Below are 12116 nucleotides of genomic sequence, written 5' to 3'. Positions count from 1 at the left end.
CGGATGGCACGCATCCGGCAATGATATTTATTCCGTTGGATCAGGAATGCCCAGTGTTGTATTCAGACGTCCACGAGACTTATTAAAGATCTTATTGCCATTTTCACGTCCTGCCCGACGGCGTCGCTGTTCTTCAGGCGGTAACGCGCTTTCTTCGCAGCAAATCTCACTACAACAACCTTTGTATTTTTCCGCACATACTGGACACTGAATAAAAAGCAGGTGGCAGCCATCATTTTTACAGTTGGTATGGCTGTCGCACGGCGCACCGCACTGGTGGCAATGCGCGATAATCTCATCAGATATACGTTCGCCCATCCGCTCGTCAAAAACAAAATTTTTGCCAATAAAACGTACCGGTAAACCCTGCTCGCGCGCCTTGCGGGCGTATTCAATAATTCCGCCCTCGATATGCCAGACTTTATTGAATCCGTTATGTTTCATCCAGGCACTGGCCTTTTCACAACGAATGCCGCCGGTGCAGTACATAACGATTTTTTTATCTTTATGTGCCTGCATCATCTCGACTGCTTTTGGCAGCTGCTCACGGAAGGTATCTGCCGGAATTTCCAGCGCGTTTTCAAAGTGCCCCACTTCATACTCATAGTGGTTACGCATGTCGATAAACAATGCATCGGGATCGTCAAGCATAGCGTTCACTTCCGCCGCTTGCAGATACTCACCCACATTGCTGGCATCAAAGTGAGGATCGTCAATACCGTCGGCAACGATACGATCGCGGACCTTCATGCGCAGTACCCAGAAGGATTTCCCGTCATCATCCAACGCGATATTCAGGCGTAAGCCCTCTAAAGCCGGGTCGAAGGCATAAAGCTGCGCGCGAAATGTTTCAACATTGCTCGCAGGTACGCTGATTTGCGCGTTAATGCCCTCATGCGCCAGATACACTCGCCCAAAAACATCCAGCGCGGTAAACAGCTGATATAAAGCTTCACGGGTCGCCTTAGGATCGGCGATGTGGAAATACTTGTAAAACGAAATGGTGGTTCGCGGTTCGCTATCAGCCAACATTTTGGCTTTTAACGCGTCGTTGGAAATGCGGTTGTGTAACACTGGCATGGTGTACGGTTCCTGCGAGATGGGAAAGTAAAAATCCGCGGCATGATATAGCAACTATCGATAATTAACATCCACACATTTTACGCTACATTTGCGCATTAAAAATTATTTATTATTTACAAGCGCGGCAATTTCGCCCAGTCTTCAGCCACAAATTTTGGTTGCGGGCGAAAAAATGCGACAATACATACAATTGCCCGAATAGGTTGAAAAACAGGATTGATATGACGAATCTACCCAAGTTCTCCACCGCACTGCTTCATCCGCGTTATTGGTTAACCTGGTTGGGTATTGGCGTACTTTGGTTAGTCGTGCAATTGCCCTACCCGGTTATCTACCGCCTCGGTTGTGGATTAGGAAAACTGGCGTTACGTTTTATGAAACGACGCGCAAAAATTGTGCATCGCAACCTGGAACTGTGCTTCCCGGAAATGAGCGAACAAGAACGCCGTAAAATGGTGGTGAAGAATTTCGAATCCGTTGGCATGGGACTGATGGAAACTGGCATGGCGTGGTTCTGGCCGGACCGCAGAATCGCCCGCTGGACGGAAGTGATCGGCATGGAACACATTCGTGACGTGCAGGCGCAAAAACGCGGCATCCTGTTAGTTGGCATCCATTTTCTGACACTGGAGCTGGGTGCGCGGCAGTTTGGTATGCAGGAACCGGGGATTGGCGTTTACCGCCCGAACGATAATCCACTGATTGACTGGCTACAAACCTGGGGCCGTTTGCGCTCAAATAAATCGATGCTCGACCGCAAAGATTTAAAAGGCATGATTAAAGCCCTGAAAAAAGGCGAAGTGGTCTGGTACGCACCGGATCATGATTACGGCCCGCGCTCAAGCGTTTTCGTCCCGTTGTTTGCCGTTGAGCAGGCTGCGACCACGACCGGAACCTGGATGCTGGCACGGATGTCCGGCGCATGTCTGGTGCCCTTCGTTCCACGCCGTAAGCCAGATGGCAAAGGGTATCAGTTGATTATGCTGCCGCCAGAGTGTTCTCCGCCGCTGGATGATGCCGAAACCACCGCCGCGTGGATGAACAAAGTGGTCGAAAAATGCATCATGATGGCACCAGAGCAGTATATGTGGTTACACCGTCGCTTTAAAACACGCCCGGAAGGCGTTCCTTCACGCTATTAAATCTCCCATGCCGGATGCTTCAGAAGGGTATCCGGCATTACCACAGCAAATCCCCCTGATTTAGCGATAAAAGCTCTCTGGATTGCGCCCCCTGGAAGTCGGGCGCATAATTAGTGTGCTTATCTTTTCTTCTTATGTTCACCGCGCCTGGCGCACCAACAGCGGATTGCTATGTCACCCTGTGAAAATGACACCCCTATAAACTGGAAACGAAACCTGATCGTCGCCTGGCTAGGCTGTTTTCTTACCGGTGCCGCCTTCAGTCTGGTAATGCCCTTCTTACCCCTCTACGTTGAGCAGCTTGGCGTTACCGGTCACTCCGCCCTGAATATGTGGTCCGGTATTGTCTTCAGCATTACATTTTTATTTTCGGCCATCGCCTCACCGTTTTGGGGTGGACTCGCCGACCGTAAAGGCCGAAAACTCATGCTATTACGCTCTGCCCTCGGCATGGGCATCGTGATGGTGTTGATGGGGCTGGCACAAAATATCTGGCAGTTTTTGATCCTGCGGGCGCTTCTTGGTTTACTTGGCGGATTTGTCCCCAACGCTAATGCTCTTATCGCCACACAAGTACCACGTAATAAAAGCGGCTGGGCGCTGGGGACGCTCTCCACAGGCGGCGTTAGCGGTGCGTTGCTTGGCCCAATGGCTGGCGGCCTGCTCGCTGATAGCTACGGCTTACGTCCGGTATTCTTTATTACCGCCAGTGTGCTCATACTCTGCTTTTTCGTCACCCTGTTTTGCATCAGAGAAAAATTCCAGCCGGTCAGCAAAAAAGAGATGCTGCACATGCGGGAAGTGGTGACATCACTTAAAAACCCGAAACTGGTACTCAGCCTGTTTGTCACTACGTTAATCATCCAGGTGGCGACGGGCTCAATTGCCCCCATTCTGACGCTGTATGTCCGCGAACTGGCGGGTAACGTCAGTAACGTCGCCTTTATCAGTGGCATGATCGCCTCGGTGCCAGGCGTGGCGGCTCTGCTGAGTGCACCACGACTCGGCAAACTTGGCGATCGAATCGGACCCGAAAAGATCCTGATTACGGCGCTGATCTTTTCTGTACTGCTATTGATCCCAATGTCTTACGTTCAGACGCCATTACAACTTGGGATTTTACGTTTTTTGCTCGGTGCCGCCGATGGTGCACTACTCCCCGCCGTACAAACACTGTTGGTTTACAACTCGAGCAACCAAATCGCCGGGCGTATCTTCAGCTATAACCAATCGTTTCGTGATATTGGCAATGTTACCGGACCATTGATGGGAGCAGCGATTTCAGCGAACTACGGTTTCAGAGCGGTATTTCTCGTCACTGCTGGCGTAGTGTTATTCAACGCAGTCTATTCATGGAACAGTCTACGTCGTCGTCGAATACCCCAGGTATCGAACTGATTTTTCGCCTTTCATACTTGCAAAAGCGGAGAATCAGCTATCCTTTTCCCTGAAACCTCATCAACTCAAAGGGAGAATCGTGATGACCATGTACGCAACGCTTGAAGAAGCCATTGACGCTGCACGCGAAGAATTTCTTGCAGACAACCCCGGCATCGACGCCGAAAATGCGAATGTGCAACAGTTCAATGCCCAAAAATACGTTTTGCAGGACGGCGACATCATGTGGCAAGTTGAGTTTTTTGCCGACGAAGGGGAAGAAGGTGAATGTTTACCTATGCTTAGCGGTGAAGCCGCGCAAAGTGTTTTTGATGGCGACTATGATGAGATAGAGATCCGCCAGGAGTGGCAGGAAGAGAATACATTACATGAATGGGACGAGGGGGAATTTCAGCTTGAGCCACCGCTGGATACCGAGGAAGGACGCGCAGCAGCTGATGAGTGGGATGAACGTTAATCACTCATACGGGCCATGATGAATGTCGATCGGCAGCAGTAAAGTATCAAAAACCAGGGAGAATGGCAGATCAAGGATCGTGACATAACGCCAGGCGGAGTCACGCACATCCCATTGCACACCGGGATAATATTGGTTGCCATGCCCCTGCCCCGGTATAGTGCGACTAATAATGCTGCCACAGCCACTCAGCAAGGTCACCATGATGCTCACCACAATTAAACGCATTTGATACCTCTTCCGTAAAAAAATACCGGCATAACGCCGGTATTTTTATTGGCTCGTTGTTTTTGCCAGATGTGGCGTGAACGCCTTATCCGACCTACAAAATCTTGCAAAATCAACACATTGCAGGAGCGATGTAGGCCTGATAAGCGTAGCGCATCAGGCAACTACGTTTTTATTGCGAAGCCGCATCCGGTTTACGCAATGCCAGTGGATTGAGCTTTATCCCTTCGTAATAACTCACCCATGAAGAATATCTCTCAGGGGAATTCCAGACGCGGAAATGCAGACGGGCCATCGTCACCGGATCGCTTAGCAGCACCAGGCGACGATCGCGATTCAGCTTCTCTGGCGTCTCGTTCAGCGCCTGTTCAACGTGGCGGTCACGGGCGATTTCCAGCACCTTACTGGCCCGGTGACGCGCGGTCGCCATTGCGGTTGCCAGAGCGTTAAATGACGGGTTAAACACTGCGTGCATAAAGCCATCGTCAAGGGAGCGTTGACGGTTCATCTCAAGGAACCGATCGGTATCAACCAGCACCTGCGGCGGTGAATACTCTTCCGGGATCAGGAACAGTTTCCAGCGTTTGGTGCGCAGACCAACGGTGGCACGGCTGGAAATCACCGAAACAAACGGTGACAGGATCAACGAGAAGACAATCGGAGCCAGCCAGAACAGGAAACGCAGATCCAGCCACGCCATCCCAACAGCCCACACTAACCCTAACAGCAGCTGTGAGCCGTGGCGTTTGAACGCTTCACCCCAGGAAGTGGAGTCATCATCACGCTGCGGTGAATTCCACACCACTTCCCAGCCAAGGAACGCGCTGACGACGAAGACCGTATGGAACAGCATGCGTACCGGAGCCAGCAGCACGGAAAACAGCACTTCCAGCAGCAACGATAATGTAACGCGCCAGAAGCCGCCATATTCTTTCGTTCCTTTGCACCAAATAAGCAAAATGCTCAATAGCTTTGGCAGGAACAACAGCACCATGGTCGAAGCAAAAAGTGCAATCGCCAGCTCAGGACGCCACTGCGGCCACACCGGGAACAACTGCCGTGGTTGCAGGAAGTATTGCGGTTCGGTCAACGCATGCACTACCTGCAATGCAGTAGAGAGCGCGAGGAACATAAACCACAGCGGAGCGGAGAGATAAGACATCACGCCCGTCAGAAATACCGCACGGTGAACCGGGTGCATACCCTTCACCAGGAACAGACGGAAGTTCATCAGGTTACCGTGGCACCAGCGGCGGTCACGTTTTAGCTCATCAAGCAAGTTAGGCGGTAATTCTTCATAAGAACCCGGGAGATCGTAAGCAATCCAGACTCCCCAACCTGCACGGCGCATCAACGCAGCTTCCACGAAGTCATGTGACAGGATTGAACCGGCAAAGGAACCTTCGCCCGGCAGCGGAGCCAGTGCGCAGTGCTCGATAAACGGTTTCACGCGGATAATCGCGTTATGTCCCCAGTAGTGCGACTCGCCAAGTTGCCAGAAGTGCAAACCGGCTGTAAACAGTGGCCCATACACGCGAGTCGCGAACTGCTGACAGCGTGCATACAGCGTATCCATACCGGACGCTTTCGGCGACGACTGAATGATCCCGGCGTTCGGGTTGGCTTCCATCAAACGCACCAGGCCGCATAAACAATCACCGGTCATTACCGAGTCAGCATCCAGCACCACCATGTAGCTGTACTGGCTGCCCCAGCGACGGCAGAAGTCATCGATATTACCGCTTTTACGCTTCACGCGGCGACGGCGGCGGCGATAGAAAATCTGACCTTCGCCACCGACTTCAGCGATAAGCTCCATCCAGGCTTTTTGCTCTGCGACGCAGATATCCGGGTTATAACTGTCACTCAGAATGTAGACATCAAAGTGTTTGGCATTCCCGGTGGCTTTTACTGATTCCCACGTTGCACGCAAGCCAGCAAAAACACGGTTCACGTCTTCGTTACAGATAGGCATGATCAACGCCGTGCGATGCTCCGGGTTTAATGGTTCATCGCCAACTGTTGACGCAGATATACTGTATTTATCGCGACCAATAAGCAGTTGCAGGAAGCCCATCAACGCCGTCCAGAATCCGGCGGACACCCAACAGAACAGCACCGCAAAGAGGATCAGGATACCGGTTTGCAGCATATAAGGCAGAAGCTGCATAAAGGAAACCCACACATCCTGACCAACCATATCCATAGGATTAATCAGCGCCCACCCCTGATAAGGAAGAATGGTCTTCATATACCAGGTCGCGACAACAGTTTGCGCGAGCGTAAGGATTAACAAAATGTAACGGCGGATGGTACCGACGGTACGCCACTTTTGCTCGCTTTCCTGCTCTTCTTTGGTCAAACGAGCCAGATAGCGCGGCGTGACATCGCGTCCACGCAGACGATCCCAGAAACGGCCTACCGGGTTGGTACGCCACGGGTCGGGAAACATCGAGGAGCGTTTTGCTTCTGGCATAGCCTTAAGCTGATCGCGTCCTTCGTCGTCTTTAATTAACTGTCCATCAGCAAGTGAATCTGGCCAGGCTTGTTCCAGACGCGCCTTTACCGAGCCTTGCGGGGAGTCATCCTCCCGCGCCCAGGTACGGTGGTCGGCATCCAGCGCCTGATGAACGGCGCGGATATCAGTCTTCGGCAATGCCGCTTTCTCGCTTGCGGCGATGGGCATTGCGTCAATGTACTCAGTTGTCTTATTCATTGGCAGGTAACTGGTAGCTCCAGGTTTCACTCAACGTCTGATCGGCATTCACCAGCGCAGCACGCATTTCAGTGGTTTTCTTGGCATCTTTCACTTTCACACGCATCACCAGACGCCAGCCTTTGGTAACCGGGTTATAGCGCACCGTGCTTTCAACTATCTCACCATTATCACCAATGCTGGTTTGCGCTGTGACCGGGGTATCCTCTGGCAGTTTTTTCATCTCTGCGCCGGTAAAATCGACCACAAAGGCGATAGTACCGTCAGGTTGGCGAATCAGGTTCGACTGCTTCACATCCCCCGTTGAACGACGCGTTTGTTGCACCCATGCGTTATCTGGCGCATGCAGTTTGTCTTCATCACGGCTGAAGGTGATGGTGTATTTAAAGTTCATCTCTTTACCCGGCTCCGGCAGCTGATCCGGCGTCCAGTAAGCGACGATGTTATCGTTGGTTTCATCGTTGGTTGGAATTTCCACCAGCTCAACGCTGCCTTTGCCCCACTCCCCTTTCGGAGTCACCCATGCGCTTGGACGAAGATCGTAACGATCATCGAGATCTTCAAAGCGGGAGAAATCACGACCGCGCTGCAACAGACCGAAGCCTTGCGGGTTTTCCATTGAGAAGCTGCTGACCGCTAAATGTTTCGGGTTATTCAACGGACGCCAGATCCATTCGCCATTACCAGCATGGATAGAGAGACCGTTAGAGTCGTGCAACTCCGGACGATAGTTATTTGCAGGCGAAGGTTGGTTCGGCCCAAACAGGAACATACTGGTTAACGGTGCAACCCCCAGTTTGCCGACTTTATCGCGCAGATAGATTTTCGACTGCACATCCACAACCGTGTCACGCCCTGGCATAACTACGAATTTGTAAGCACCTGTCGCGCGCGGCGAGTCAAGCAATGCATAAATGGTTAAACGTTTATCAGTCGGTTTTGGACGCTCGATCCAGAACTCTTTGAAGCGTGGAAATTCTTCACCCGATGGCAAGGCGGTATCAATTGCCAGGCCGCGTGCAGAAAGGCCATAAACCTGACCTGCACCAATCACGCGGAAATAGCTGGCCCCGAGCATGCTGACGATTTCATCGTTTTTATCTTTGCTGTTGATCGGGTAAAGCACTTTAAAACCGGCAAAACCAAGGTCTTTTACCGTGTCTTTGTCATGCTGAACATCGCCGAAAGTGAAATAATCCGGGCTGTATTTGATTCGTTTGACTGCGGTGGCAGTCACTTCATTTATTTTGACCGGGGTATCGAAGTACATACCCTGATGGTAGAACTCGAGTTTGAATGGGGTCTTCAGATTGTTCCAGTACGCTTTGTCATGATTAAACTGGATCTGCTGATAGTCCGCGTATTTCATGTCGCGGAAAACGGAGGGCAAGTTGCTTTTGGGCGCCTCATAGCCTTTCCCGGCTAAGGATTGAGCTTGCTTTGCGACATCATCAATACTGAAAGCCCAGCTTGAAGATGTATACAGGGTTAACATTACTGCAGCACTCAACCAACGCATTTTCATCATTTGTAATTTATGTTTCATAATTAGTAAGCACTTCCCCCTTTGTGTGCTTATATCGATCCGATCTATTTTAATGGATAACCAGCCATTCCGACAACAGAATCCCGGTATCGTTCAGCACGCTGGCTCATGGATTAAGCACCTGATTGCAACCGTTTTCACTTTCCGTGCTTCTCCTAAAGACAGAAGCATCGACTTCGTGTAGGGTTTGCCAGCAAATTTATTTATCAACCGTCTTACAGACGCTTCCATTCTGGTTAGTGGTAGCGATGATGCTATGCATAAAAACCTTGAAGCCTGCGCCTGGCGCGGTCAGGTCGGTGTCGCTATGGCAACAAGCCTAAAGGCATAACCCGACAGGGATAAGACGAAAAATCCGAGATTAGTTAACCATATATGAATCCAGTACCCGCGCAACGTGAATATTTCCTCGACTCCATCCGCGCCTGGCTGATGTTGTTAGGGATCCCTTTTCATATTTCTTTAATCTATTCGAGCCATACATGGCATGTGAATAGCGCCGAACCGTCATTGTGGCTGACCCTTTTTAATGACTTCATCCACTCGTTCCGCATGCAGGTATTTTTCGTTATATCCGGGTACTTTTCCTACATGCTTTTTTTACGCTATCCCTTGAAAAAATGGTGGAAAGTACGTGTCGAACGTGTAGGTATCCCGATGTTAACAGCCATCCCCCTACTGACATTACCGCAATTTATTATGCTGCAATACGTCAAAGGGAAAGCGGAAAGTTGGCCTGGCCTGTCATTGTATGACAAATATAATACGTTGGCCTGGGAATTAATATCACACCTGTGGTTTTTACTGGTGTTAGTAGTCATGACGACGCTGTGCGTATGGATATTTAAACGCATCAGAAATAATTTAGAAAATTCTGATAAAACGAATAAAAAATTCTCGATGGTAAAACTATCGGTGATTTTTTTGTGCCTCGGCATCGGCTATGCGGTAATAAGAAGAACGATTTTTATTGTGTATCCGCCCATTCTGAGTAACGGCATGTTCAATTTTATTGTCATGCAAACGCTATTTTATTTGCCGTTCTTTATCCTCGGCGCACTGGCTTTCATTTTCCCTCATCTTAAAACCTTGTTTACCACGCCGTCTCGTGGCTGTACCCTTGCAGCAGCATTGGCATTTGTCGCTTACTTACTCAACCAGCGCTATGGCAGTGGCGATGCCTGGATGTACGAAACCGAGTCGGTGATCACCATGGTCCTCGGTCTGTGGATGGTGAATGTGGTCTTCTCCTTCGGCCACCGTTTGCTTAACTTCCAGTCAGCGCGGGTGACTTACTTTGTTAATGCATCGCTGTTTATCTATCTGGTTCACCACCCGTTAACTCTGTTTTTCGGCGCGTACATTACACCGCACATCACCTCCAACTGGCTTGGTTTTCTCTGTGGCCTGATATTCGTAGTAGGGATTGCGATAATTCTGTATGAAATTCATTTACGCATCCCGTTACTGAAGTTTTTGTTCTCTGGTAAACCGGTTGTTAAGCGTGAGAACGATAAAGCACCAACCCGTTAAGCCGCGTTTATAATAACCATTCCACGGGCAATATCGATGCCAGTCTGACCATAACCCGCTTCCAGAAACTGGTGGCGGGTTCTTTTTTGAGAACAATTTCTTTCTTTGCATGACGATCAACCCAGTTGATCCGTCCCCACCTGTCCAGACGGAGCTGCCAGGCCGCATCATACTGGCTCTGAATAAAGCGTTTATCAATTAACTGTGCCAGCGTTTCGCTCTCTATCACGAACCCCATTTCAGTATTGAGCAATGTCGAACGCGGATCGAAATTGAAAGAGCCGATAAACACCGTTTTACCATCGATGCTAAAGGTTTTAGCATGCAGGCTGGCACCGGAATTACCGGTTATGCCGCGATCGTGTAACGTACTACTTTGTTCACGCGTCGGCTTGAGTTCATATAATTCCACGCCGTAGCGGAGCAATTTTTTGCGCCAGCGCGCGTATCCGGCATGGACGACAGCAACATCGTTAGCGGCAAGAGAATTGGTTAGGATCGCAATCTTTACCCCTTTTCTCACCATCCGTAAGAGTTGCGCCACACCTGCGCGTGTCGGTACAAAATAGGAAGAGATAATATCGATGCGTTCACTGGGTGAGCCCATGATATCGAACAGGCGCTGCGGTAACAGTGAATGCCGTTTTGCCTTGCCCTCCCCTTTCGCCGGATCATCACTTAATAAACGTGTTTTCGCCCAGATAAGCGGCAACGTTCCATCAACCAGATGATTTATAAACGGGCTGGATTCCATTTTGCGTAAATAACGATGCGTCATGGCATCGTTGTGCCAGGATGCTGGTAACTCGATGCGATCCGCCATTTCACCTTCCGGGACATCCAGCACCTGCTGTAAGGGTGAAACCGATTTGCAATACCAGTAGCGGGCGAAATCATCGGCAACGTCCTCTACAACTGGTCCTATTGCCATGACATCTAAATCCGAAAAAAGTGGCTCTTCCCCTGCCCCAAAATAGGCATCACCAATATTTCGTCCTCCCACCAGGGTAACCACGCCATCAACAGTGAAACTTTTATTGTGCATACGGCGATTGAGACGGGAAAAGTCGGTGATATAACCAAGCGGACGTAGCAAGCGAAACGAGAAAGGATTAAAAAGCCGGACTTCAATGCGGGGATGACTGTCAAGCAAGCGTAAAATGTCGTCAAGTCCGGGTGTATTGTTGTCGTCCAGCAACAAACGGACGCGAACGCCACGCTTTGCTGCGGCTAACAGGGCGGAAAACAGTAACCGACCCGACATATCGTCCTGCCAGATGTAATACTGAACATCCAGCGTATGCTCTGCCATTTCGGCCAGACGATACCGGGCGGCAAACGCATCCAGACTTTTCTCCAGAGGAAAAAGGCCACACTGACCGGGATGTTGCGAACACAGTGGCAGCACCGCGCTCGCCAGCCGGGGCAAATCATTCATCTCCTTGTTGAGTAAGGAGTCTTTCGTAGAGGTGGGCGTTTTCTTCATCATAACAGACAAAGTATACCTGTTCGGGTAAAGCGTGACGGGTAATAAATTCTGAAACGGTTTTTACTGCGATTTCAGCCGCTGCCGCACGAGGGTAACCATAAACCCCAGTACTAATTGCAGGAAAAGCCACTGACGTATAGCTGTTTGCCGCCACCAGTCGTAGGCTATTGAGATAGGCATCCTGCAAAAGCTGGTCTTCGTTTTGTTCACCACCACGCCAGACTGGCCCGACGGTGTGCACTACGGCTTTCGCGGGAAGATCGCCTGCAAGCGTAATAACGGCATGCCCCGTAGGGCAATCGCCCTGCTGCTGCCTGACTTTTAAACAGGCATCCAGCAGGGCCGGACCCGCTGCGCGATGAATGGCCCCATCGACGCCGCCGCCTCCCATTAATGACGGATTAGCCGCATTCACAATCACATCAACGGCCAGTTTGGTAATATCACCCTGCACAACATGAATACGCGTTTTCATAACGCCTCCTTACACCTTCTTGTTTCTTAAGTGTACAGCAGGCTTTTTG

Annotated in this window: 10 protein-coding genes; 4 read left to right on the top strand and 6 right to left on the bottom strand. The window is 50.4% G+C overall.

Features of this window, described 5'->3' with window-relative positions; all coding sequences use genetic code 11:
- Positions 1–27: 27 nt before the first annotated feature.
- Complete coding sequence (locus ACJHWK_RS09290) at positions 28–1080, bottom strand: rhodanese-related sulfurtransferase (protein WP_021523063.1); 1053 nt, start codon at positions 1078–1080, stop codon at positions 28–30.
- Between the two features lie 224 nt (positions 1081–1304).
- Here ACJHWK_RS09290 and lpxL point away from each other — a divergent pair, with 224 nt between their 5' ends.
- From lpxL to ACJHWK_RS09275, 3 genes are all read left to right on the top strand, one after another.
- Positions 1305–2225, top strand: a complete 921-nt coding sequence (gene lpxL / locus ACJHWK_RS09285) for a kdo(2)-lipid IV(A) lauroyltransferase (RefSeq protein WP_000183364.1) — start codon at positions 1305–1307, stop codon at positions 2223–2225.
- Between the two features lie 171 nt (positions 2226–2396).
- Positions 2397–3623, top strand: a complete 1227-nt coding sequence (gene mdtG / locus ACJHWK_RS09280) for a multidrug efflux MFS transporter MdtG (RefSeq protein ID WP_000074172.1) — start codon at positions 2397–2399, stop codon at positions 3621–3623.
- An 82-nt stretch (positions 3624–3705) separates the two neighbouring features.
- Positions 3706–4080, top strand: a complete 375-nt coding sequence (locus tag ACJHWK_RS09275) for a MysB family protein (protein WP_000180063.1) — start codon at positions 3706–3708, stop codon at positions 4078–4080.
- Here the strand turns inward: ACJHWK_RS09275 and ACJHWK_RS09270 are convergent, their stop codons facing one another.
- The 3 genes from ACJHWK_RS09270 to mdoG all read right to left on the bottom strand — a co-directional run bounded on the left by ACJHWK_RS09270 (position 4081) and on the right by mdoG (position 8552).
- Positions 4081–4308: a YceK/YidQ family lipoprotein gene (locus ACJHWK_RS09270; RefSeq protein ID WP_001237205.1), complete on the bottom strand. Its 228-nt coding sequence runs from the start codon at positions 4306–4308 to the stop codon at positions 4081–4083.
- 172 nt (positions 4309–4480) lie between these two features.
- The gene (gene mdoH / locus ACJHWK_RS09265) at positions 4481–7024 is read right to left on the bottom strand and encodes a glucans biosynthesis glucosyltransferase MdoH (protein ID WP_001309403.1); all 2544 of its coding nucleotides are present in this window, start codon (positions 7022–7024) and stop codon (positions 4481–4483) included.
- Entirely contained in the window at positions 7017–8552 is a 1536-nt protein-coding gene (gene mdoG, locus ACJHWK_RS09260; protein WP_001300662.1) for a glucans biosynthesis protein MdoG, read from the bottom strand. Before mdoG ends, mdoH begins: the two co-directional genes overlap by 8 nt.
- Positions 8553–8945: 393 nt before the next feature.
- Between mdoG and mdoC the strand changes: the two genes are divergently transcribed.
- On the top strand, positions 8946–10103 hold the full coding sequence (gene mdoC, locus ACJHWK_RS09255) for a glucans biosynthesis protein MdoC (RefSeq protein WP_001522842.1): 1158 nt from the start codon (positions 8946–8948) through the stop codon (positions 10101–10103).
- 7 nt (positions 10104–10110) lie between these two features.
- Here mdoC and clsC read toward each other — a convergent pair whose 3' ends face one another.
- Together clsC and ymdB are read right to left on the bottom strand one after the other, a co-directional pair.
- Positions 10111–11592 carry a cardiolipin synthase ClsC gene (gene clsC, locus ACJHWK_RS09250; protein WP_001590029.1) on the bottom strand — a complete coding sequence of 494 codons (1482 nt, stop codon included), beginning with the start codon at positions 11590–11592 and terminating at the stop codon, positions 10111–10113.
- Entirely contained in the window at positions 11534–12067 is a 534-nt protein-coding gene (gene ymdB / locus ACJHWK_RS09245) for an O-acetyl-ADP-ribose deacetylase (protein WP_000857405.1), read from the bottom strand. Before ymdB ends, clsC begins: the two co-directional genes overlap by 59 nt.
- Between the last annotated feature and the right edge of the window lie 49 nt (positions 12068–12116).

The organism is Escherichia sp. WS547 (assembly GCF_046486065.1).
Taxonomy (GTDB): domain Bacteria; phylum Pseudomonadota; class Gammaproteobacteria; order Enterobacterales; family Enterobacteriaceae; genus Escherichia; species Escherichia coli.
The sequence above is the reverse complement of the archived record's forward strand: the minus strand, read 5'-3'. Positions and strand labels throughout refer to the sequence as shown.